Here is a 24570-nt window from a genome sequence, read left to right on the forward strand (position 1 = left end):
AGGAATGGCTTGAGTTGGGGCGGCGAGTGGGAAAGTTTACCATTGCCACCTTTCCCTCCGTGCAAGCAGGCTTCCCGATGATTCGCAGCATGACCGCCTACGCCTCCGCGGAGCACGCCGGCCCGTCCGGTTCCCTGACCTGCGAACTTCGCACGGTGAACCACCGTTACCTCGAAATCAGCCCCCGGCTGCCCGAGGACATGCGCAACTTCGAAGGCGCGCTGCGCGAGCGGATCGCCAGTCGCCTGTCGCGCGGCAAGGTCGACGTGACCGTGCGCCTGCGCAGCGAGGGCCTGGCCGCCGATACCCTCAAGATCAACGGCTCGGTGCTGGCGCGCCTGTCCGAGCTGGCGCTGGACATGGAGGCACGGTTTCCGCGCATGTCGATCGAGTTCACCGAACTGTTGCGTTTTCCGGGCGTGCTCCAGCAGACGGAAACCGATACCGACGCGTTGCAGGCGGCGCTGATGGACGTTCTCGACCGCGCGCTGGTCGTGCTGGCCGATACCCGTGGCCGCGAAGGCCAGAAGCTGGGCGAAATGATCGCCGAGCGCCTGGACCAGATCGAACGCATCGTCGGCGACGTGCGCGGCTGGCTGCCGGAGATCCGCACCGCCCTGCGCGCTCGCCTGGAGACGCGTCTGGCCGATGTGCGCCAGCCGGTCGAGCCGGGCCGGCTGGAGCAGGAACTGGTACTCCAGATCACCCGGGTCGACGTCGACGAAGAGCTGGATCGCCTGAAAACCCATATTTTCGAGGCCCGCCGCGTGCTGGCGCTGAAGGAGCCGGTGGGTCGCCGTCTGGACTTCCTGATGCAGGAGTTCAACCGCGAAGCCAATACGCTGGGCTCCAAGTCCATCGATTCGCGCACCACCAATGCCGCGGTTGAGCTGAAGGTGCTGATCGAGCAGATGCGCGAGCAGGTGCAGAACATCGAGTGATGTCTCGGGTGATCTACGTCCGCCTCTTTCAAGAAGAAAGTTAAGTAGTTGCCTGCTTTCAGGGCAGTTACACGTCCACCGTTGTCTATGGATGTCTCTCGGATAGTCATGAACCTCGTGTACCCTAGCGTGTACCCAAGGACTAGTTCCTTGATTGGGTACACGCAGAGGAATGCTTGTGGGGAAGCTTTCAAAAACGCTCATCAACGATTGGATGAAGAACGCTGAGCGATTCGAAGCTCGGGGGGATGGCGACAATCTCTGGCTTCGATATCGGAGCCGGGATCTCTATCCCCGGTGGTTTCTGCGATACAGCATCGGTGGACAGCCTAGGACTCTTCACCTGGGCAGCTACCGTGATCTCTCGCTCGCTGAAGCGAGAGCACGGGCGAAAAAGCTTAGGGCCGAGATTGCACTCGGCCACGATGTCGCGCATCTTAAAAAAGATCGGGTCAAGGCCGTGAGTGAAAGGGTCCTCGCGGAGCGTGACGGCCTCACTGTCGGGGCGCTAGCCGACAACTTCTACGATCGATATATCGCGGGCCGGCTGAAACATCCTGAAATCGTTAGATCGTGGATCAACAACAGGATCAAGCCGGCCATTGGAGCTCTGTCTCTTGCCGATATTAGGCCTTCGCACGTAGATAAGTTCATTCGCGGGATTGCGAAGGATGCGCCATCCACGTCGACGAAGATTCTTGGGTGTCTTACGCAGATTTTTAATTTCGGTATGAAGCTGGGGCGGATGCAGAGCAACCCGGCATCGATGTTCGATTCTTCGGATGCCGGAGGCAAGGCGCGATCGAGGACTCGATGGTTATCGGTCTCTGAGATCCGGTCGCTGCTGACTGCAATGGACAAGGCGAATGGATGGACCATTCAGAACGGCCTTTCTGTTCGCTTGCTTCTGATGCTCGCGGTGCGCAAATCTGAGTTGATTCAGGCGTGCATAGACGAATTCGACCTTGCTGAGTCGCTCTGGCGAATTCCGGCAGTTCGCACGAAGTCGGAAAGAGGGATCAGTATTCCGCTGCCGACCCAAGCGGTTGCAGCTGTGAAAAAGCTAATAGAACTAGCTGAGGGAAGTGAGTGGCTCCTGCCGGCTAGGAAAATGCAAAGCCGTATGGTTCCCTACATCAGTGCGGATACCATCAATGCAGCGCTTGCCAAGTGCGTAAGGCCTCTCATGGCATCGGTGGACCATTTCACCTTGCATGACCTCAGGCGCACCGCCCGGACACACCTAGAGGCACTGGGCATCGCTCCACACGTCGCAGAGCGGTGCTTGAATCATTCGATCAAGGGTCTCGTTGGCGTATATAACCGTTACGACTATATCGACGAGCGGCGCGAGGCGTTACAGCGCTGGGCCGACTTTCTTAGTCGGGTTGAAACAGAAGCGCTTGATAACCCTCAAGCCACCAAGTGGTAGCATCAAATCTACGGATATTCTTCGATAAAAAATAACCATTGAAAACGGTGTCCCGTACCGTATCGCGGGCTGAACGACGGCGCTGTAGCGACGTACGTCGTCCAACTCGTGGACGGGGAGCGGGCGCAGATATTTACAAGATCTTCGCGTCGCCCGCAAGTCCTCAATGTTCTTCATAGACGCGGCGTCCTGTTCGCTGTCATTTCTGCTGACGTGCCGCTTCCTTAGGCGCATGCAGGCATTTTTCTAGGTCGATACCTGCATGGCCTCGAAAGGTCGAAGTGAGGCGAGGAAGCTTCGCTCCCTGCTGACACCATGGGGACAGATTTTACACCGCGCCCTACCGTAGTCCGAACTCCGCTATCACCGCAGGCCTGCTGGCGAGCAGCCGCTCAAGATGGCTTTCTGGCCACATTTCAATGCTCAAGGCGCTATCTGACATGTTATGTGCTTCTACCCATGCCACAGCATCCGATGTGAATCGCCCAGACGTTGCTATTACGCATACATCGATCCTAGGCGGTTGCCAAAGCTTTACCTGTTCTCTAAGAGATGCAATATCCGGAAGGTTCACACTTTTCGTTTGCCAATGTTTGCATTGAATGATTAAGCGCTGCCGAAACTTTCCTCCAAGCGGATCATCATGAATCCTATGAACTGAAAGATCTCTACCGCGATCCGGGGCGCTAGTCTTCATCAGCCATTCGGGGTTCTCGTAGTGGTGCTCCAGCGACAGGAGAACAAAGATAAGGCGTTCGAACTCCTCGTCGGTCAAGACCGACCAAAGTAGCTTTGTTGCAACTGGCCTTCTCGGTTTTTGGCTAACCAGCTCGCCCAAGTCTTCGATCCCCATAGGGACCGGTTCCTTCTCGCCGTACAGGGACTTGCGCAAGCCGGCTTTGACGCTCGGCCAATCGTTCTCGATGATGTCGTGCAGGTCCCCGATCATCCCAAAATGCAGGTGACGTTGCAGATCCATCCATCGGCCGGGCCTGCCTACGCTACTACCAAGTAGCGTGTTGATTTCAGCAACGTGCTGCTTTAGCTGATCGAACTCCCCATGTTCAATCTTCTTGCTCCATTGATCTTTGTTGGACGCAAGGTCGGTCATCGTGCGCAGGTTTGCATCGATTGCGTCCACAAGTTCGACGACCGAGCTACGAATCAACTCGCGACGCTTCTGATCAAAGCGAAATCGATAGTCCCTGAGGAGACGGGCTGGCTCCCCTATCTGGCGCTCGACCGAGATGAAGCACTCAATCTCCCCAACTTCCTTCGCTCTAAGCGATTCTGAGCAATCTCGTCCAAATCCATGAGTGCGATGGTTGGCTTCCATCCATCGATCTTCGGTAAAGCGTTCACTAAAACGTCAAAATGCCTACAGTTGCTCTCGTAAACCGAGTCCTCTCCAAACACGATTCCCTTAGGGATCGCGGCATCGATCTCGCCTAAGATCCTTTCAGCTTTAAGAAGATTTGCCTCTGCGGCCTCGAAGTGCCGTAGTGCGGCGTTTAGTGGGCTATCGGCCAATTGATCCTCCTGGTTGGTTCCGGCGACTAGGGGTGGCCGGCGACAGCCGGGGCGTGCCGGTGTGGCGTAACCTTTTGCTTCGACAAGGCGCACCTTGTAGCTTGCTGTATGCTTGGGATCTCAAAGACTCCCCGCCGCGCGCCGGACTTCGGGCAGCGGATCGTTGACCGATTCTTTAAGCCAGTCATACAAGAAGCCGTGCTCCGGCTCGAGGTTGAGGGTTAGCGCAAGACGTACGCACTCCTCTCGAATCATCGAGGCTGACACCGCTCGCCTGTCAAGTGGGTCGATGCTCTCGTAGCTGTACTCCCGCGCAATCGCCGCCACTGCGCCCGCAACCTTAAGCTTCGACGGCTTGTCTAAGTGGCCGCCTTCTAACAGTAGTCGGCATGCATGCATAACAGCTGATAGCCCTATGCTAAGCCGCGATTCGAGCACGAGAAGAAGCGAGTCGATCAAGCGCGCTGGCACCTTTTCACGCGCCCTCGATTTGCCAAGCTTGGCCCACGTCCATATGGCATCAGCGGCTGATGCAACTTGTGCGAAATTGGTTCCGAATAAGCCTCTTTGAATTGAGGTCACAATCGATTCTGAGCGAGAGCTGTTTGCGAGGTATGGCAAGCCAGCCATCGCAGCGGGAAGGGGAATCTCTTCTATCGCGGAAAGGAGTTCGGAGAATAGTTGCGTCGTTATCTCTCGCGTAGCGGGAAGCGCCGACATCGCTAGCGCTATTCCGGAGAACCTCTGGACCCTATCTTTCGAAGAAGAGAAAGCCGCCGCTAGGCTATCGTCATTTGCGACGGTTCGTGCATCCGAGAGAATTTCGACGATTAGCGACTGTGCCTCACTAGGCGTTGGTCGAATCGACCCCCATCGTTCGTGCGCGGCGAATCCGACTGCCGCTAGTCGATGTTTATCTCGCGCGGTCGCGGCCAGGTCGCCGAAAAGCCACCGTCGGAGCAAGGCCAGAGGTTCGATGGCCCTTGGGTGAGGGAGGCGCATGTAGACGGCGGCGTGCAGAGACGTCGAAGCCGGTAAGCCGAATACCGGCGTTGTTAGGCCCCATATGGCTTCACCAAATGTCTCACATTCGAGACTAGTGAGTTCGCCAGCGAGGCACATACTGGTGAGTCTTCCGACAGCTCGCCGCCGTTGGCCTTCAATGGTGGACAGCTTGAGTAGGTTACTTACGCGTGCGGACCAACGTTCCGGGTCATTGAGCCTAATCGGCATCAAGTCATCGACTTCCAGCGCTTCGAACGGATCGGGCCAGTCATCGTCACGCGTGGCGGCGGCATGTTCTCCGTCAACCGGAAATTCAAATGCCTTGAGGCATGCATCTTTCCGCGCGTCTTTCGACATCGCTTTAGCGGCATGGGTGATCAGGTCCGAAGTCGTCTTGATAAACTTATCACGATCAGACGTAACTTCGAGGGCTAGCTTCATAGCTAAATCGAAGCACCGCGATGCGTCTTCGCTATTCAGTCGCGGCGTGATGCGGAAGAGTAACGCAATTAACTTAGTCAGCTCTTCTGCCGGTGCCCGAAGCTCGTCCTCACTCCGACGGACAGTGCGCTGACGCCAGTAGTCGATGGACCGAAGTATCGAGGCATACAAAGCGTTGACCAAGCTCGCGTCCATGCGAGCAATCGATATGCGGCCAAGATGTGAATTGACGACCGTCTTCTTGTCATCAGTGGTGTACTGCAGTACCTGCGAGTACCACTGCAGCGTTTCCGGCTCGGCGAGCGAGAGGGCATCGGCGAAAAAGTCGACGAAATTTACCCGCCTTGAGGCGGCTGGCATGCCCACGCTCTCCATGAAACGTACAAGTGTGCGCAACGGTGCGTCAACGGGAGCCGATCGGAAGTGAATCGTGTTGCTGTTGTCGCGGTAGGCGCCCGGACTGAATAACGGAGTCACAATAGTCGCAGAGCGAGATGCTCGGTCACGTACCGCTGACTCAACTTCGGAACGAAGTGTCTGAATTTCGTCCCAGGGGTTGCAATGGTATGCCGTATCGCGAGAGAAGTCGGCGTCTCGTCTCGTGTCCTTGCTAACAAAAAGTGTTGCCGATAGAAGCCACTGACCCCAAGTGCGCCTTGACCTTAGCCAGATGGAGTCGCGCGCATTCGCCGTTCGTTCACGGATATCGTCGAGTGCCTTTCTTAGGAGGGCCTCGGCGTCTGTCCATCGGCAGAGCGTTGCCAGCAAGGATGCTTTTCGGAGGAGCCAAACGGGATCGGCCCCTTCGATCGCATCGAGACTGGTCTCCAGTGCCTCAAGTTCCATACCGTCACGGAGACGAAGGCACTGTTGGTAGGCTAACTCGGCAAGGGCGTCCCTATCGTGGCGGCCGAGCGTCCTTAGGATGGCTGCCCATTTCTCGAAAGCTTCGAAATTTCCACGCTCACGCGAGTCTCGGAGGAGAGTTGAAAGTAAACTGCGGTGCGCTGAGCGGGGTAGGCTCGACATGTCCTGCGTGAGGACAGTATTTGCAAGGAACTCGCACGCGAAGCGGCTTAACGTTCCCAGTGACGCTTCGTAACGCCAAGCAAGGTCCGCAGCGAGCTCAACAATCTCCTCGCTCGTCAATTTAGGTTGGGCGACGCGAATCCGCTCCTCAATCCCGTTGATCTGATAACCGAGTTGGCGGCGCTGGGAGGATGGACAAATCAGCCAGCCCGGGTAACCCTCGCGCTCTGCCCTAAGGTCGACGTATGCGCCGAGAAGTTTCGCGTGCGCGTACTCAGGGCTTTTCCTCAGCTCTGCCTCTGCGGCAGGAATGAAAGTGTCTTGAACGGTTACTTTCACGGCCCACTCGTGACTAGCGGGCAAGCGAGAATTCTCAAGATGCGTGACAAACAACTCGTTTGCTGCTGCATGCTGATCACGAGCGGGTAGATGCTCCACTAGCGGACCCAGGTCGATGGGAGCAACATTCCGGGACTCTAAAAGCTTCCTCGACGCGGGAGCGAGTCCGAGGACGCCGACGAGGTAGATACGCCGAGATGAAGTCGCGAGATGGTCGCGCACCCAACCAGACCATTGTAGGAAATTCGGATCATCGCCTGAGAAGCCAACGAGGCATAGTTCATTCTCAATGAAGACTTGACGCGCGAAATTTACCATGGCGGCATTGCGTGCAGGATAAGTGCGGTAGTCCTCTTCGGTGAAGGTATACGGCTCTCTACCGTTAATGGTGCCATGCAGCTTAACAATGCGTGGCGAGCGGGTGTGCGCAAGGTCCGTCGCCGCATGCACAACGTCGTAATTGTGTGTGAGAACTGACCGCGCTGACCGTTCGAGAAGCGTATCCCAATTTGTTGTGAGGACGTCCGACCAGGGTAGTTCCAAAAGACGGTTGTGAACTTCGCCCGGATACCACGAGTCATCCGGAATAGACGCGCGGATGAAGTCATCAAGCGCGCTCTGTCCAAAATATGCACGAAACTCTTCAGCTAAACGTAGCGGGTCGAAGGTGGCGGATGACGGGGATTTCGGGTAAAGCCGCTTAGTCATCGCATGCCTCAGCGTCTCCCAGAGCGGCGGTTCCGGGGTGTCCGCCGTAGCGAGCGTTGCATTTCGGCTGAATCCCGAGCCAACGAGAACTGCGGCGCCCTTTCCGCTTAGAGGCTGACGCCAGAGAGCACCGGTTAGCTGTTGAAGGCTCGGAAAGTCGGGGAGGTCCTGAAGGTTCAAGCTTTAGTCCTTTGTGGTCGGGTAACCCCGATAGTCATCGATTGGACGAATTACGAAGCCGTACTTCAATCGACCAGCTCCCTGTCCTCGAAAGGTGTCGCTCCCCACGTAGCAGAGCGCTGCCCGAACCCTAAAGCGCAGGCGTGACTGGGATCTACAACAGGCACCACTATTTCGAGGAGCGGAAGGCCGCATCGCGGGAATGGCGAGATCTCATTGATCGGCTTGACAGCACAGCGAGGCTGAGCCGCCGTGAAGTATCTCCGGATTGCAACTGATCCGGGGAGCACAAATTGAGATCGCTATACCGAAGCTGAGCGGCTTTGCTTTACGGTGTCGAGAATACGCTCCAGCAATTCGCGAACTCGCTTCGTTCCGCGATGACCCGAAAACTCGACATCGCCGCTATTCAGCAACTTGTCGATCTCGCTGAGCTGGGCACGGCACGCTTGCTCAAAAGTTGCCTTGCCCGATCCATTGAACTCTGGATAATTAACCTCGAAAACCCGCCCGTATAGCTCCACTTGGCGGAACTTGTGAATGTCGTTCGGCACCTTGCGGAGAAGCTGGTGAGCATCGCTAAATGCTTTTAGGGCGTCGGACGCCGTAGCAGCGGCAGTCGCTCGGAACAAATAAAGCCGGGCCTGCTGGGTGTCCAGTTGCACTGTGTGGTAATTGCGTTTCTTCTGGGCTAGGGAATAGGCGTTGTCGAAGTACTTCTGCGCAAGGTCGTAGTCTTTGTAGGTGATCTGAGCCATGCCGTATTGCAGCCAGAAATGTGGATCACCCTTGAGCCACGTGACGTCACGTTTGACAGTTTCGTAGTACCGCACGAGATTCTGCTTGCGTTTGGCCTCGGGAAGCAGGCGTTCGACGACTGAAAACCTTAGCAGCGCCCTTTGCACATTCCTCTTCTCAGGAAGCTCTCCGCGTCCGTCGCCAATCGATGCCGCGATCTTCAACATTTGGTCGACGATGTAGGTCGCGGGGAACTGATGCGAGATCATGGATGTCGCAAATAGGCTGGACTTTGTCTTTACTTTCGAGCCTTCGAGGCGGAAGAGATCTTTGAATCCAGCCTCGTTTCTAAAGTCTGATTCATAGATCTCATCATTGAGGGCGATCTCCCTGATCAGACTCGAAGTGAGCTGTGAATCGATCGCGGAAAGCAATGCGATCGCAAACACAGTGTCTCTATAGCGAGGTTTTACCAAGAGGTTTGCGAGCAGGCCCTTTACGCGTTCAATCATCTGTGGAGACGATAGGACGCTCAGGAGTGCGAGAGAAAGCTGTCTGTGGTTGTCGTGCCAGATGATCTCGAACTTAGTCCGATCCGAATGGCCTGTCTTTTCGCCCCAGAACCCTATGCTGTCGCCGATCTTAATGAACTCCTCGATTTCGCTGCTATCGAGTTCATCAATCTCGACCTCGTGCAACCTGAGGCCGGCAGCCTTCACCGCGGGACGCATGCGGTCGTGGTTGCTGGTCCTGGCTCCAAGGACAAGGGTGATATTTTTCGGGCTCAGCTCGGCGTAATGACGGACGAAGTCAAAGTTCTGCTCGTACGCGTCAACCAATAGCACCCCCGGCTTGGCTGATTGGACCAGTCGTTCAAGGTCATCATGTTGATGAGGGTCAATATCGTCGGCGCTGTAAACGGACAAGCCATCGATTGCTAGCAACGTCCGCAATGCGCGGAGAAAGACCGATTTGCCATTTCCGAAGTCAGCCGTAACAACAATGTTTGAGCCTGATTTGACTAGAGCTACAGCCTCTTGAAGCCGTGTTCGGGTCACTAGAAGCGGGGCACCTTTAACGTGCGTCACGGCTGAATCGATTAGATCGTCCGTCGCTTCTCCCCGCAGTAGGAAAGAGAAGACATCGCCGTCCCGTGCCTCCTTGCCTAGTTCTGTAACCTCGTACTTAGCGAGACTTGCGAGGATGGTTTGGTCGTCGTCGGCAGAGTCTGAGTCTGCCATCGCACTTGCCAAAGCGTGGCCGAAGCCGGCGGCAGTGATTGGTAAAATCTTTCCGAACTTCGAAAGCGTGAAGATATCCTTCTCGCTTACCTGCTCGCGCGTAACAAAATATGTCTTCGCTGCGTAGTGGCTGTTCGCATGAAGGATCTTCTGAACCTCGATGTCATACATAGAGTAACCGACGAAAACGATTGCGCTTGAGAGTTCCAGATCTCGGTTGAAAGGAAACGCCCACAGAGAGTCGAGGAAGGAATTGGCGTCTAGATAGGACGAGGTGGACAGCTTGAATGCGTTATTCAGGCTTTCGGACGTCAGGTTTTTGAGCGAGCCGTTGATGTGCACGCACACATTTTTCTTTGCCTGAAAGTCAGCGGGAGGTGCTTCAAGGTCTACCGAACGAATCAGTAGTCCCTGTTCCGTAGCAGCAGTCTCGAAGCAAAGATCGTAGTTGGTGGTATAGGCGCGGCGCCATGGTGCTGCGGCGATCTGCCTATGATGGTCCAGCGGCTTCTTGATCGTAAACCGCGTGTGGAGAAGGTCGATCAACGGGCCTGGACCGCCGCGATCGAGATATCGATCAGCTGCATAACGCAGCTCACCACCCGCTTCGAACCCGCCGAGTTCGCCAATCTTGTCGGCCAATGCCCCTGCCGTGCCGAGCGTTTCATCCGCCAAGCCGAGAGCGTCGGACGAGTAGCCTGATCCGAGGAACAGCATCGCGCCGCCGTTGACTATCCGCCGCAGCAGTGGTTCAAGCTCTGGGTTGTGCGCGGCAAGTAGTGGTTCGCGATTCAGTGTCATGGTGATTTCCCTGTCGAGGCCTGGTTGGACTGCGGTTTGCAATCGACGCGGGATTCACCGTGGCGGAAACCTGGGCGTGCGGCCGAGCCATCAGGGTCTGCCCAAATGTGATTCCCGCGTGACGGCTAGGATACCCGGGCATCGTGCCCGATTGCGTGTGAATTCGGCAGCGCGCGACTGGCCCTCAACCGCCAAAATGTATACCTTTCGGAATCTCCGAAAACCTCTATCAAAACCCATATCAATATTGTAAGATCAAATTATCTTAGGAGATTTGATAGATGAGCGAGGTCGTAGGGTATGGGCGGGTTAGTAGTCAGGGTCAATCCCTTGCCGTCCAAGATGAAAAGCTGACGGCTTTCGGATGCACCCGGATCTACTCCGAGAAGAAATCGGGCAGACAACAAGACAACCGCCCCCAGTTCCAAGCCTGTCTCGAATTTCTCCGAGAAGGGGACATGCTCGTCATCACCCGCCTGGATCGCATGGCTCGGTCCGTGCTGGATCTGGCGAAGATCGCTGACGTGCTGAAGCGGAAAGGCGTAACCCTTAAGGTCTTGGATCAGTCGATCGACACCTCGACGAGCGAGGGAAAGCTGATGTTTTCCCTACTGGGTGCCTTCGCAGAATTCGAATGCGACATCCGTGCCGAGAGGCAGAGCGATGGTATCGCCAAGGCCAAGGCAGTGGGCGTGAAGTTTGGACGAAAGAAAGCCCTTAGCGTCGAACAGATCGGCCGCATAAAAATCCTTCGCGATGAGGAGGGTATGTCGGTGCCGGACATTGCCAAGCGCTTTGGCGTAGGCGTGGCAACCATCTATAGGTCTTTTACATAGACCATCGTCAGTCCGAGTAATTTCCGTACGATCGCAACGTCTGGCATTGGCCAAAGCTGCTTCCTGCGCGAAGTGTCCCATAGACCGCTTGACGCCAACCACAACGGGTTCGGGCCGAAGCTACCGAAACAGGGCAGTCTTAGTCATTTCGTCCCCCCAAAATTACAAGCAGATGGAGCGGCAAATAACTTACGATCGGCGGTAGCGAAAAATCATCATATCTGTTTAGAATACATTCATCACATTAAATATCGCTGGTCGCAAGGATGCAACAGGCACTCTTCCGCAAGGAGGCGCTTCAGCAGCGCACGCAACGATCACTCGGCTCGGTACGCCTTGTACCTCCCATCTCGCATCGCTATGCAATGCTCGCGTCCCTTTCGTTTGGCGTGGCACTCATTTGCTGGCTTAGCTTCGGCACATACACGCGGCGCGTCCACGCGACCGGAACATTAGTGCCCCGCGCTGGGCTCATCGACGTGTCATCCAAAGCTAGCGGAATCGTTACCCAGATATTCGTGCAAGAAGGGCAGATGGCTGTCCTGGGCCAGCCTCTTGTAACCCTTTCTGGTGAGCGCAGTAGTGAGGCGCTTGGCGACACTTCGGCAAGCATTGTTCAAGCGCTTCGCTCAGACGCAGTCCGTATTCGGGCAGATATGGTGAGTGCTAGACAACTGAATGACGACCAGGCCATCGCATTTCGTAAGCAGCAGGACACCGGAGCGCAACAGATTGCGCAGATCGACAAACAATTGGAGCTACAGCGATCCCAGATCAAGCTGCAAGAGGGAATGCTTGAGAAGGTAAACCCGCTCCTGGCCAAGGGCTATATTTCCGCATTTCAGGTTCAGCAACAGCAGTCGCAGCTGATATCGGCGCAAGCAGAATTCCAAGGATTGCTTCGTCAGCGTGCTGATGCCGCTCAACAAGTGACCACTAGCGGTGCGCAGTTGGCACAACTTCCCTTGCAGCTCGAAACTCGGTTGAGCGAGCTTCGTGGTCAACTGTCAACAAGTGTTCAAGCGCTAGCTCAAGCAGAGGCAGAGCGCTCCGTTGTACTTCGCGCGGCTCAGTCAGGGACCGTATCTTCGATTCTCATCAAGGAAGGACAGGTCGCTGCGCAGAACCAGACAGTTCTCAATCTCATTCCTCAGGACTCGCGTCTTCAAGCGCAGCTTCTAGTTAAAAGCGACGCCGTGGGTTTTCTGAAAATCGGAACGCGAGTCATGGTGCACTTGCAAGCTTTTCCGTATCAAAAATTCGGTGCGCAGCATGGTGAGATCGAAGACATTTCGCACAGTGCGTTATCACCACAGGAAGTGATGGTAGTTCTGGGCCAGCCGCAGGTTGAACAGCAGCCGTTATTTCGAATCAACGTAAAACTTGCTGACCAGCAAGTCGTCGCTTACGGCATACCACAGCAATTCAAAGCAGGCATGGCGGTTGATGCGGACCTGCTTTTGGATAAGCGACGAATCATCGAGTGGCTTTTTGAGCCGCTACTTGGCATGCGAAAGCGTTATGTAGAGGAGCATGGATGACTCAGCCCGAAAACATGGACGAAGCCGCCAAGAATGATCAGTCCTACTCCGGGGAAGATGTTGATCTATCTTATTTGGTGCGAATGAGCCGAAGGAAGAAACTGCCAATTATTCGGCAAATCGAAGCAGCCGAATGTGGGCTTGCTTGCATTGCAATGGTACTTGGATATTACGGACATCACGTTTCACTTGCCGAGCTTCGTCGACGTTTCTCGATTTCAGTCAAGGGAAGCACCTTATCTGAATTGATCAGGTACTCGGATGCACTCGGCTTGACGGCCCGACCTGTTCGGCTTGAGATCGATGAGATCGAGGAGGTGCAAACACCATGCATTCTTCATTGGAATATGGATCACTTTGTGGTCCTCAAAGAAGTCTCGCGCGAGTACCTTCATATCCACGATCCGGGACACGGTGCGCGCCGCATTGCCCTCAAAGATGCCATCAGCCTGTTTACAGGTGTGGCACTGGAACTAGGACAGGGGCCTTCCTTTCAGCGTAAAGCTCCCGCACCGGCGTTGTCTCTGCGCGCACTTGCTGGTTCCGTACGAGGGATTGGGTCGTCCTTACGAAATATCTTCGGTTTCGCTGTTGTGCTGGAGATAGTCTCACTACTGATGCCGCAGTTCATGCAGATCGTCGTCGATCAGGTCTTAGCGGACTCGGATCACGACCTCTTGATGCTTCTCGGAACGAGCTTTGTGCTACTCGTTATCGTGCAAACCGCTATCTCTGCCTTCCGAACATGGTCCGTGGTTTGGCTTAGCACGCATTTCACGATGAATTGGACGGGTAACGTTTTTCAACATCTAATGCGTTTGCCGCAAATTTACTTTCTCAAACGCCATCTTGGTGACATCGTTTCGAGACTGGGTGCCATTACGGCCATACAACAGAGCCTAACAAGCCAGCTCGTAGGTGCAATTATCGATGGAATGATGGCAGTCGCCACGTTCATCATGCTCACCATCTACAGTCCTCTGCTCAGTTGTCTTGTTGCAGCTGGAACGGCTATCTATGCAGTGCTCCGGATGGCTTACTTCAAGTCCTTCCAAGAGGCCAACCTCAGTCAGATCGTCGTTAACGCCCGACAACAGACAAGTCTTATGGAGTCGGTGCGCGGTGTTCAGACAATTCGTCTTAACAATAAAGGGCCAGCCCGTTCAGCGCGCTACCTCAATCAAACTGCAGAGGCGTTGAATACCCAAGTTCAGGTTCAGCGACTCACCCTAGTGTTCACCGCAATGAATGGCCTGACCTCAGGGCTCCAGCGTGTCGGTGTATTGTGGCTGGGCGCTTGGCTCGCGCTTCGTGGAGATATGAGTGCGGGCATGCTGATGGCCTTCGCAGCTTACAGCGATCAATTCGCTACCCGTGCTACGGCATTCGCCGATTACGTTATCCAACTTCGCCTACTGCGCCTTCAGGGTGAGCGTCTTGCCGACATTGTTCTCTCTGCGCCAGAGCCTTTTGCACAAGGTAGCTATCAGGGGCCAACACCCAATCCGTCTATTCGTTTTGAGCGAGTTAGCTTTCGCTACGCGGATAGCGAGCCGTGGATCATTCACAACTGCTCGTTCGAAGTTTCAGCATGCGAGTCCGTCGCGATCGTTGGTCCATCTGGAAGTGGGAAGAGCACACTCTTGAGGCTGATGTTGGGTCTGGTGGATCCCCAGATTGGGAAAATTTATGTGGGAGGCGTAGAACTCGCCCAGCTTGGGAAAAGTACCTACCGCGACATGGTGGGTAGTGTGCTTCAGGATGACAAGCTGTTCGCAGGCTCTGTCGCGGACAACATTTGTTTTTTCGACGACGACGCCCGTCCCGAGATCATCCAGGATGCAGCTCGATCAGCGGAATTGCATGACGACATTTGCACGATGCCCATGGGATACCACACCCTGGTTGGCGACATGGGGTCGACCCTGTCCGGCGGGCAACAGCAGAGGCTGCTTCTTGCTCGCGCACTCTACCGGAAGCCAAGCATCCTCATTCTTGATGAAGCGACGAGTCACCTCGATCTTCCACGTGAGCGCAAGATAGCAAGTCTTCTTCAGGACATGGCCATCACACGCATCATTGTCGCGCATCGTCCGGAGACGGTGGCCACGGCAGCGCGCGTCCTTGTTCTCGCTGGCGGCATGCTGCTAGATCGACCGATGAATCTTACGGATGGACAAAAGGTGGCCGGATCAGACGGAGCCATTTGAAAATAGATTGCATGAAACCGCGATGCCAGGGCGGTGAAATCCTGGTGCCACTGAAAGGGAATACGAAATGCGGACGTTGAGGCCTGAAGAGCTTGAGTTGGTCGCTGGTGGTTACGACACGGGAATTACCGTAACAGCCCCTATTGGTCCTGGAGATCCGAACTACGATCCAACAGGCGGGTATGGTTGGGGCGGCAATCCATGGGGCGGATACAACGGTGGTAGTGGCGGCAGTAGCGGTGGTGGTGACGAAGGAAGTGGGATTCATGCGCCTGCCGCCGATGATAGCCGTCCGGCACACCAGTACACCACGCCGGGCAATTCCGTATTCACCTATCGCGCGGACCTCAATCAAACCCAGCTTGAGGTCGCCGCAAAAATTTCTGATTACGCAGTTCAACACAACCTCCCTTGGGCGTATCAGGTTATCGCGGAAAACCAAGCTTTCTACGAAAGCTCTTTGGGTACGCAGATGCAGAATGGTAGCCATCAAGGATTGTTCCAGTACGACAGTTCCACCTGGAGCTACCTTGGACATGGTGGGGCCAATATCAACAGCGTCGATGACCAAATCGTAGCCATGTATCAAGACATCGCGACGTTTGCGAGCCGATATGCAGCTGGTCAAGCTAGCGGCGACATACCTGCAAGTCTGAACTTCTCTGACTACGTGGAAGTAAAACACCACGCCGGCCCTAATAGTGTGGATTGGGGTTCTTCATATATTGCGGGCTATGAGTCCTCAACGACAACGCTTGGTTTCTGGGGCGATTAAGGATAATGATCATGATGAAATCTTTAGCAACCACTATATCGCTCGCCTTTTGCTTGATCGCAACAAGCGCGTCTGCCTGTGATTTTGCATCGGCTCGTTATCAGCACTCTGCTGATGCGAATCTACATGCAAGTTTCAAGGTACTGAAATTGCGTCCAGCATGGCCCACCGACTTGGCGCTGGACATTCGTGACGAGAAGACGTCGACATCGTTTTGGTTTCTTTTCGATGCAGGCGCTAGTTCCTACGTCAGCTTGATATCGACGGCAGACGTTACCGCAAAGGGCTGGACGCCACCTAGTCCGGACGGCGGTATCCGTCCACTAGGCTCAATGCACATATTCATGTGGAACAAGGATATGCGCATCGCTGATACCGTTCCTGAGGCACAAGGCCAGGCCCCTGAGACATTCTTTGTCCCTGATCTGACTGAATCTCTACGTCATACCGCAAAGCCTCCTCTGCAGATCGATCAAGGATTCTTCAAGCTTGTCAGCTGTTCGAAATGAACATGTACGTGGTGCACCTTGCAGCGGCGTCACGTACAACAGACCAAGCTCCTGAATCTCAGTTGAATAATCGGCTGCGCCTTCTGCGGTGGAAGTAATGATGTTTCCAGTGACGCACAGATTGCGGTAGTGGGCGCCACAGGTAGGTGAGGCGGGCTCTGCGAAGAGCCCGCCTCTTTGGAAGTAGTGACTCTTGGTGATTCAGCCGCGCACAAGAAACCGATGGAACTGCAGGTTGAGAAAAGATATTGCTGGTGACAGCTAATCGCTAAAAAATCAGTGGGACAACTATCAATATTCCACCACTAGGCCACAAACACTCGCGGCTGCGGAAATTGCCCGTATCTAGCTGACGTTGAGATCATCACTGCCATGCATACCCAACAAAGAGAGACGATGCACGCTGGGGGGGGGAATCAGATAAGTGATCGCTCACACGGAAACCCTGGCAAAGGGAGCGCAATCCAGCGATTTTGGCGGACACCAATTGCTCTTCCGCATTGGGATGACTTGCCTGCCAACGTTCGTTTACGGCTGGCGACAACGGATTCATTGCTTCGAAACTTTCCGGCTTTTCCAGTAGATGCTTCGCCGAAGATGTTCTTTCCTGTGCAGCAAGATCCATTTTGGAACCGGCTAAGGCACGAGCTATCTTGGGCGCTCCCCGAGGCACCCACTCTTGACAAGGACTGGAGTCGACGAACAGCCGGAGAAATTGCCGCACTTCGCAGGCATGAGAACGCATTGCGATTCTGCCTTGCTACGGGCAAAGAGGCAGTCTTCAAAGGAGTCGTATCTGATTTAGCGTCGGTCGCATTCGGACGACGACTTGACTACCGTGCCTCGGATATGGCCACAACCATGCCATCACATGGTGGAACGGTCGTATTTCTTTCTGCGGAAGAGGCCCAGTTGGCGCTAGCTCGGGTACTTGACCTGCTCGTTTGGCAAAGATATCCATCAACCGTGCTGCGCGCGACGGTTGCCATGGCCATGATTACAAATGCCCATGCGCTTCCGAATGGAAACGGTCGCCTTTCCCGCATAATTTTTAACCATGTACTTTTCTCATATACCAGTGACGATGCGTATGTCCCTCTGCGTGAATATGCAGCCCAAGCGCGCGGCGGCTTTCACATCCGGCTGAGAGAGGCAGAGATCCATGGAAGATGGGATGGGTTTATCGACTTCATATGCACAATGATCGAGCACTGGGCCAGTGCCCTAGCCTATCGTGTGCCCGATTAGTGTTGGCAAAGTTGAAACGAGAATTGTTGTACGTCCTCCCGGTTAGAGAGATACGTGCGTGTTCCATCAACACTTGTACCAGCTCATCAATGCCACGGCACCTTCATTAGTCCGGTTTGAACGTCTAGTGTTCGGTCCTGCCCATTATGGAGTATTCATCTTCACGCCCCAGAAGCATTCCCCTACAACCAATGGCTGGGTGTGCCCAGGCTCAGGCAGATGTACCGTTACCCAGGGACAGAGATAGGTTTCGTCACACGGGGTTGGACACGGAGCGATCGTCATGCAGGAGAGACTTACTGGGTGCATCATCTGTGCCGCCGTCGAGCTCCTGAACGCAATCCTGAGCGAAGACCGCGACGAGGCCCTGCTTCGCACGCGACTTATATCAGGATACGCACTAGCCAATGATCTATTGGCTCTAGCGGAAGCTGCTGCTTCGTTGAAACCCTATCTCGGGAATGAATGCGATGCACCACTAGATGGTTTCGATACGGTTATCGCTGACCTATTCTTTGCCATCGACGCCTTGGACCAATGGGACAGTAGGCCGAAGTGGTCGCCGAGGAACGTCAACCATACACATTAGCCGCGAAGTCCTTCGTGGGCGGTTCGACACGTCCTCGATCAGCGGGCTTACGTATCGTGCCGGAAAGTGTCGAAGAAAGGTTGGTTGAAAATACCCCAAACTTGTTTTCTTGATGAGCTCATAGACGCACAAAAAATATGCGGACTCGTCGAGCATGCCATCCCCACTACCGACCGAAATCATCGGACACCACCGCTTTTCCTGCGACCAGGGCGTCCCAATGGTAGGTACCCTGGGGCAGCGGCAGATACAGTCCAAAGCTCTGCGGAAAAGTAACTTCGCCAACATTGCCGTCCGCCACCCGTATCGTTGAGGTCACCGAGCGGTGATCGGGCATCGTGACTCGGAAGGCCTCGTCGTATGAGGCCCCCTCGTTCTTATCCCGCACCCATAGCTTTATTTGGGTATCGGCGAGCTATTGCCAACTTCGCTCAGAAGCAATGATGCCACCAGGGGGCACGAATAGAAGCACCGAAACACAGGCGAGAAATAAATTTTATCATTCACATTGCTCGCTGCACGCTCTCACAAATACGGTGTTGGATCACTAAAGAATCAAACCATCATTGGTTATCAACTTTAGCTTTGCCACTTCTTGGGCTGGAACATAATGCAATGACCAGGATACGACGTTTGTCCACCCATTACTTGTTGGCTGGCCGGCGGTCAAATATAGCTCGCCCTTTGGAATATGTAGAGTAGAAACGACTATAGGAGCCGGCGCAAAGGCCAAGGCGTAGAGCAAGTCAGCACCGTTTATCATTGTGGTCTTAGAGCCAACGAACGAGGATGATCTGTCGTTAATGGGATTCATCGCGCATGAATATTCCGAAGAGGCTTCGATTCGCGTGCATATGCCGAGGCGATGTCTACGGACCACTATCAATATATCGGCACTGGGAACTGGTCCGCTATACCTCGCTCCTGTCACGCCTCGAAACGTAAGCGGATAACTTTCAAACACTGTGCGGCTACTGGCAGTTACGGCGCCGCTCGGAGCAATCGTTAGGCCCGCCGCATTACTTACAGAGTCGCCCTGCATGGATGACTGGCATGCTACTTCCATCAAAGAAAAAACAAGTACCGCAATAGCTTTCTTCCTAAGCATATCTTCCCCCTAATATCGCATGTGTTCTTGATTTCGTTCCAGCAGTACTCACTGTGGGATTATGTGGTCACTACCAACAACGTACTTTTCATTTTCTGAAATGACATCAGCTTCAATTTTGTAATTGAGCTTGCTGCCACGCTTCAGAGTAAAGCCGAGGCTTCGGACAAACTGTTGTAATTGCAGAATGGCCCCGATATCCGATCCATCGATTCCTTGCTTGATTTCAAGAAGAATATCGTTGCCATTCTTGGTTAGAGTGACTGTGGCATTAGCGGCTACGGTAAAATGCGGGGTATCGGACACCATGTGTTTGTTTATCGACACCACGTTGATGGCATCCACCGTAAAGGAGTCTTTTGGAAGTGTGATCCCATTAACGGATACGTGATCGAGAAGCGGCTCTTGTAAGGCTTGCCTTAGCTCGTTATCGGTCGGTGCGGCGTGACCACACGCATACAGCGTTGCACAAGCTATAACTGGACCAATGAATCGTCGCATGTGTCCCATGTTCCTTAGAGGCATCGGGTGAACCGAAGCGATGATGAATATGGCCGCAGCCGAAGATGACCACTGATGTTCGCGCCTGCCGAGCCAGCCATTGCCAATTCCCATAAAGTCGATTTTGGACTATTCCAGAACGGACTTTAGCGTAGGCATGACACTTCAGGCAAGGTCATGGCCGCCTCCACGCACCATCACGATTACCAGCTATTCATAGCCGCCCTGCGGGAAGCAAGGCTGGCGGCGGATGTCACGCAGTCGGAGTTGGCGGACCGCATAGGCAACACCCAGACCTTTGTGTCCAAAGTTGAACGTGGCGAACGACGACTGGATCTGGTTGAGACAGTCGAGATATGCGAGGCGCTATCTGTTAACCCGATAACTTTCCTGGAAACATACCTTGAACTTAGAGGTTCAAGGCAGGCCAAGAATAATAAGCTAGCTAAATTTTAGTGATGTCATTCTGTGTTTTCGATTGGCGAGAAATTAGCTCCTATTCAGTATGTTTGTATGGGATTAAGTTACTGAATTTTTTCATAATACGGAATTTTCAATAACGTATTCTTATGATATTTTAGGCATTAAAAATAAGATGGATGATTTCTGTATAGAGAAATAATATCGAGGTAGGCATTTTCACATTGAAATTATCAACATTCATTGCGCCCTCATTTTATTAGTAATATTGATTTATTATTTTGATAATAATTAATCAAGGAGGTGCTTTACCCCCTTCTGCGGCCTATTTATTATGTCATGCAAATGAAGTGGGTCGAGCCCTTAAATCACTGTCCGAGCGACACAAATTTCCAAAGCACTGATTCTGTGTCTCGCGTACATGTTTTTAGCGCATAATTGATCAGAATATTTGCTGTATCGTCAGTACGGATTTCTTTGAACCATTCATCACTGTTCGGACAGTAGACGAGAGGATCGCCGCAAGCCGGATTGGCACTGATCCACGTCTCACGAATCAATTCCATGTGATCCTTTGGCTGCTCTGGGAGATGAATTAGACAATGAATGTGGATGCCCTCGGAGTCAGTCTCCAGTGCGCCATAAGATTTCCCCGCGTAGTACTTCTCTATAACAGGGATCATTGCGAGGCGTCGTTTAGAGTTTCTTCCAAAGAAGTGGCACTTCAGCTTATACGCATGGCTTCCGAACGTTTTGCAGGCCATGTCGTAACTGACAGCCCTTCTAAAGCTGTACGTGATGAATGCATTTGGCTCGGCCCCCTGGAGCCAATTTCCCAAGGCAGTCTGCAGCGTTGTTTGCGTTGTGCGCGTCACTTCCTCACTCATATCCATCTCCCGGCAGCTTGCGGTTACTTGCTGCTTCGGAGTATTTTTGTATGCCCCGGTCATTTCGCTAATTCATGACTAGGCCTCGCGGCAACCCTCGGCTTCACGATGTCAGAAACACGGACACATCGGCTGCAAATGAGCATCGCCAGGCGCTCGCCAATCATCACAATATGGTGATTGGTCGCGCGCTCGTGGATGCGATGAAAGAGCTCGTAGGTGAGCGAACGTACGGAGCATATGCCGCCTGGCTCAACGAGCATGGTTATCGGACCCGTAGGGGACATCACTGGACTGGAAGGGCAGTGTCGCGAGTCTTCAAGCGTTTGACGGATGCGGCGCAGAACCCCACTAGAAGAACATAGATAACTCGCCATCGTAGCCTACGTTAGCCTGACAGCCTGGCTGGCTGGAGTGGCTAACGAAATTTTTCGAAGCCCTTCTTCCCACTTTTTGCGGAGAGCATCTGCTTTCGGCTGTCGGGAAGCGTGGTGCCGTTCGGCCATCCACAAATCGATATCCTGCTCTAACCAAGCGACCGATCTCCCGCCCAAATTGATCTGCTTGGGAAACTCGCTAAGGCCCATCAATTTATAGATCTGAGCGCGGGAGAGGCCCACTTTTTCGAGCACATGCCGTATTCGAAGAAATCGGTGCTGCTTAGTTTGATCGGGCATATTCGTAGCTTCCGGTGTGCGAGCTCGCCATGGTAATCAGCGCCGCCCTCCGTTTGCATAGCGCTCCGAATCAGCGTTCAGGCCCCAGGCGCTGGCATTGCTTGGTGGAGCGCAACCCGTCGACGGAGTGGCGGAGCTTGCCTTCAGCAGCGGAAAGCGATCTCGGTGCGATCTGGAGGCATCTAGCGTGACTTCAGCCGACGATCGGCGACAAAATATCTTTCTTCCAGAACCCCGCCCACAACGGGATTCGCATTCATGATCGAGTCCTGAAAGCGCATTGATTACGTGGTGTACCCTAGCGCGTACCCAGTTTGGAACAAACTAAATTTCCATAGGTAGAACAATGGTATATGCGTCTCAACGTTAAGCAGGTGCAGAATATCGAGTGAGTCGGTTGCCGGGGCTGCTTTTTTTGCTTTCTGTGGGAGCGCGCCTGCGCGCTCCCACAGAAAGCGGAAAGCGAACTGAGGCTATCCGGGCGCCGTCGGGCCATCTCCCGCTATAATCCATGGCCACCCACGAAACCCGACCCCGGATAGTGCGGAATATCGAATGATCGAAGGCACCCTTTTCGTGGTCGCAGCCCCCTCGGGCGCCGGCAAGTCCACGCTGGTCAATGCGCTGCTCGACTGCGAGCCGGATATTTCGCTGTCCATCTCCCATACGACGCGGCCGCCGCGCGTGGGCGAGGAATACGGCCGGCACTACTACTTCGTCGAGCGCACCGAGTTCGAGCGCGAGATCGCCGAGGACATCTTCCTCGAGCATGCCGAGGTTCACGGCAACCTGTACGGCACGTCGCGCACGGTAGTGCACGACAAGCTCGGGTCGGGCGCCGATGTGCTGCTGGAAATCGACTGGCAGGGTGCCCGTCAGGTGCGCGCCCGCAAACCCGACTGTGTCAGCGTGTTCATCCTGCCGCCCTCGCGTCCGGAACTGGAACGCCGCCTGCGCGGACGGGGCTCGGACGCGCCGGAAGTCATCGAACGCCGCTTGTTCAACTCGCGCGAGGAAATCGCGCACGCCAACGAATTCGACTACATCATCATCAACGATCGCTTCGAGGACGCCCTGGGCGACCTGCGCTCCATCGTGCATGCGGTGCGCAAACGCGCGCCATTGCAGTGGCGCCGCCACGAAACGCTGATCGAGGAATTGCTTGCGCCCTGATCTGTCTCATCACCGGCCGGATAGCTTGCCCGGGCGGCTTCCGCTACTTTGTCCTCTTGCCATGCGAATGACCTGCCCATGACCGACCCCGTCAGTTCCCGTTCCGACGACACGATCGTCCGCGTGCGCGGGCTCACCACGGTCCTGAACGGCAAGACGATCTTCGATTCGCTGGATCTCGATATTCCGCGCGGCAAGATCACGGCCATCATGGGCCCCAGTGGCACGGGCAAGACGACGCTGCTCAAGCACATCACGGGCCAGATGCGCGGCGATCGCGGCGAGGTGTCCGTCGATGGCCAGAACGTGCCGGACCTGTCCCGCGAAAACCTGTTCCGTCTGCGCGAGCGCATCGGTTACCTGTTCCAGAACTCGGCTCTGCTGACCGATTTCGACGTCTTCGAAAACGTCGCCTTTCCATTGCGCCAGCATACGAAGCTGCCGGAAGTGCTTATTCGCAATATCGTGCTGACCAAGCTGCAGGCCGTGGGTCTGCGCGGCGCGGCGCGACTGATGCCGACCGAACTTTCCGGCGGCATGGCCCGGCGCGTGGCGCTGGCGCGCGCCATCGTTTTCGACCCGGCGCTGATTCTCTACGACGAACCCTTCGTCGGTCTGGATCCCATCGCCCTGAACCAGGTCCTGAAACTGATCCGCACACTGAACAAGACGCTCGGCATCACCAGCATCCTGGTGGCGCACGAACTGGCCGCCGTGCAGCACGTCGCCGATCACGTATTCCTGATCGCCAACGGCAAGGTCGTGGCGCAGGGCGACGCGGCCACGCTGGCCAACGACGGATCGCCGTGGACGCGGCAGTTCTTCGGCGGCGAAGCGGACGGTCCCGTGCCGTTCCAGTATCCGGCCGGCGATTACGGCACGGCACTCGGTTTCCCCGGAGGTTCCCTATGAGCGCCCGTATGGATCGTGGCGTCGTCACCCAGAGCCTGGCGCAGATCGGCGCATGCGGACTGTTCCTGCTGACGCTGCTGGCGGCCATTCCGCGCAGCTTCCGCTACGGCCGCGAAACCGTGCGGCAGATCTGGTTCGTGGGTGCGATGAGCCTGACCATCGTGATGACCTGCGGCCTGTTCGTCGGCATGGTGCTGGGGCTGCAGCTGTACGACGTGCTGTCGATCTTCGGCGGTACGTCGGCGACGGGTACGGTCGTGGCCATCGCCATTTACCGCGAACTGGGGCCGGTGGTGACCGCGCTGCTTTTCGCCGGTCGCGCGGGCACGTCGATTACCGCTGAAATCGGCCTGATGCGCGCCACCGACCAGCTCGACGCGATGGAGATGATGGCGGTCGATCCGATCGCCTATGTCGCCGCGCCGCGTTTCCTGGCCGGTATCGTGGCGTTGCCGCTACTGGGTGTCGTGTTCTGCGCCATGGGCGTGTTCGGCGGACATCTGGTCGGCGTGACCTGGCTCGGCATCGACAACGGCACGTTCTGGTCCAACATGACCGCGACGGTCGACGTCCACAAAGACATCATCAATGGCGTACTGCTCAAGAGCATCGCGTTCGGCATCGTGGTATCGCTGATCGCCGTGTACCAGGGCTACACCACGCCACCCACGAGCGAAGGCGTCGCTTATGCGACCACCCGCACCGTGGTCGCCTCGTCCATCGCCATCCTGGCGCTGGACTTCGTCCTCACCTCGTTCCTGATCTGAGCGACGGAGACCTCGCCATGACGCCTACCCTT

The 24570-nt window shown here is 55.0% G+C and carries 19 protein-coding genes; 13 read left to right on the plus strand and 6 right to left on the minus strand.

The genetic code is table 11. The features are described 5' to 3' along the window. The first annotated feature begins 77 nt into the window (after window positions 1-77). Together EC912_RS16885 and EC912_RS16890 are read left to right on the plus strand one after the other, a co-directional pair. Window positions 78-941, plus strand: coding sequence for a YicC/YloC family endoribonuclease (locus EC912_RS16885; RefSeq protein WP_132146361.1), 864 nt, complete (start codon window positions 78-80; stop codon window positions 939-941). Window positions 942-1119: 178 nt separating this feature from the next. After that, entirely contained in the window at window positions 1120-2373 is a 1254-nt protein-coding gene (locus tag EC912_RS16890) for a tyrosine-type recombinase/integrase (RefSeq protein WP_132146364.1), read from the plus strand. Window positions 2374-2713: 340 nt separating this feature from the next. Here EC912_RS16890 and EC912_RS16895 read toward each other — a convergent pair whose 3' ends face one another. The 3 genes from EC912_RS16895 to EC912_RS16905 all read right to left on the minus strand — a co-directional run bounded on the left by EC912_RS16895 (window position 2714) and on the right by EC912_RS16905 (window position 10385). Continuing rightward, entirely contained in the window at window positions 2714-3709 is a 996-nt protein-coding gene (locus EC912_RS16895) for a restriction endonuclease (protein ID WP_132146367.1), read from the minus strand. A gap of 314 nt (window positions 3710-4023) precedes the next feature. Further along, on the minus strand, window positions 4024-7425 hold the full coding sequence (locus tag EC912_RS16900) for an SIR2 family NAD-dependent protein deacylase (RefSeq protein WP_132146370.1): 3402 nt from the start codon (window positions 7423-7425) through the stop codon (window positions 4024-4026). 482 nt (window positions 7426-7907) lie between these two features. Continuing rightward, on the minus strand, window positions 7908-10385 hold the full coding sequence (locus EC912_RS16905) for an SIR2 family protein (RefSeq protein ID WP_132146373.1): 2478 nt from the start codon (window positions 10383-10385) through the stop codon (window positions 7908-7910). Between the two features lie 281 nt (window positions 10386-10666). Here EC912_RS16905 and EC912_RS16910 point away from each other — a divergent pair, with 281 nt between their 5' ends. The 6 genes from EC912_RS16910 (at window position 10667) to EC912_RS16935 (ending at window position 17504) form a co-directional block, all read left to right on the plus strand. Beyond that, the gene (locus EC912_RS16910; RefSeq protein ID WP_132146376.1) at window positions 10667-11221 is read left to right on the plus strand and encodes a recombinase family protein; all 555 of its coding nucleotides are present in this window, start codon (window positions 10667-10669) and stop codon (window positions 11219-11221) included. Window positions 11222-11487: 266 nt separating this feature from the next. After that, on the plus strand, window positions 11488-12762 hold the full coding sequence (locus EC912_RS16915; protein WP_132146379.1) for an HlyD family secretion protein: 1275 nt from the start codon (window positions 11488-11490) through the stop codon (window positions 12760-12762). After that, window positions 12759-14972, plus strand: coding sequence for a peptidase domain-containing ABC transporter (locus EC912_RS16920; protein WP_132146382.1), 2214 nt, complete (start codon window positions 12759-12761; stop codon window positions 14970-14972). The genes EC912_RS16915 and EC912_RS16920 overlap by 4 nt, the downstream gene beginning before the upstream one ends. Window positions 14973-15039: 67 nt before the next feature. Continuing rightward, window positions 15040-15747: a hypothetical protein gene (locus tag EC912_RS16925; RefSeq protein WP_132146385.1), complete on the plus strand. Its 708-nt coding sequence runs from the start codon at window positions 15040-15042 to the stop codon at window positions 15745-15747. A gap of 11 nt (window positions 15748-15758) precedes the next feature. Further along, window positions 15759-16256, plus strand: a complete 498-nt coding sequence (locus EC912_RS16930; protein ID WP_132146388.1) for a hypothetical protein — start codon at window positions 15759-15761, stop codon at window positions 16254-16256. A gap of 510 nt (window positions 16257-16766) precedes the next feature. Next, window positions 16767-17504, plus strand: a complete 738-nt coding sequence (locus EC912_RS16935) for a Fic family protein (RefSeq protein WP_132146391.1) — start codon at window positions 16767-16769, stop codon at window positions 17502-17504. Between the two features lie 1745 nt (window positions 17505-19249). Here the strand turns inward: EC912_RS16935 and EC912_RS16940 are convergent. After that, entirely contained in the window at window positions 19250-19702 is a 453-nt protein-coding gene (locus EC912_RS16940) for a hypothetical protein (RefSeq protein WP_132146394.1), read from the minus strand. 177 nt (window positions 19703-19879) lie between these two features. On the opposite strand from EC912_RS16940, the gene EC912_RS16945 reads away from it, so the two are divergent. Further along, window positions 19880-20158: a helix-turn-helix domain-containing protein gene (locus EC912_RS16945; RefSeq protein WP_132146397.1), complete on the plus strand. Its 279-nt coding sequence runs from the start codon at window positions 19880-19882 to the stop codon at window positions 20156-20158. A gap of 332 nt (window positions 20159-20490) precedes the next feature. Here EC912_RS16945 and EC912_RS16950 read toward each other — a convergent pair whose 3' ends face one another. Continuing rightward, window positions 20491-21009: a hypothetical protein gene (locus EC912_RS16950; protein ID WP_132146400.1), complete on the minus strand. Its 519-nt coding sequence runs from the start codon at window positions 21007-21009 to the stop codon at window positions 20491-20493. A 203-nt stretch (window positions 21010-21212) separates the two neighbouring features. Here EC912_RS16950 and EC912_RS19870 point away from each other — a divergent pair, with 203 nt between their 5' ends. Continuing rightward, a complete protein-coding gene (locus tag EC912_RS19870; RefSeq protein WP_428993108.1) occupies window positions 21213-21374 on the plus strand; it encodes a recombinase family protein in 162 nt (53 codons plus the stop codon). An 18-nt stretch (window positions 21375-21392) separates the two neighbouring features. On the opposite strand, the gene EC912_RS16960 is transcribed toward EC912_RS19870, so the two are convergent. Continuing rightward, entirely contained in the window at window positions 21393-21686 is a 294-nt protein-coding gene (locus EC912_RS16960; RefSeq protein WP_132146406.1) for an AlpA family transcriptional regulator, read from the minus strand. A 555-nt stretch (window positions 21687-22241) separates the two neighbouring features. On the opposite strand from EC912_RS16960, the gene gmk reads away from it, so the two are divergent. The 3 genes from gmk (at window position 22242) to mlaE (ending at window position 24538) form a co-directional block, all read left to right on the plus strand. Next, window positions 22242-22859: a guanylate kinase gene (gene gmk / locus EC912_RS16965; RefSeq protein WP_132146409.1), complete on the plus strand. Its 618-nt coding sequence runs from the start codon at window positions 22242-22244 to the stop codon at window positions 22857-22859. Between the two features lie 78 nt (window positions 22860-22937). Next, window positions 22938-23771, plus strand: coding sequence for an ABC transporter ATP-binding protein (locus tag EC912_RS16970; RefSeq protein ID WP_132146412.1), 834 nt, complete (start codon window positions 22938-22940; stop codon window positions 23769-23771). After that, complete coding sequence (gene mlaE / locus EC912_RS16975) at window positions 23768-24538, plus strand: lipid asymmetry maintenance ABC transporter permease subunit MlaE (protein ID WP_132146415.1); 771 nt, start codon at window positions 23768-23770, stop codon at window positions 24536-24538. The genes EC912_RS16970 and mlaE overlap by 4 nt, the downstream gene beginning before the upstream one ends. Window positions 24539-24570: the final 32 nt, after the last annotated feature.

Origin of the sequence: Luteibacter rhizovicinus (assembly GCF_004342265.1) — a bacterium.
In the GTDB taxonomy this organism is placed as follows: Bacteria; Pseudomonadota; Gammaproteobacteria; order Xanthomonadales; family Rhodanobacteraceae; genus Luteibacter; species Luteibacter rhizovicinus_B.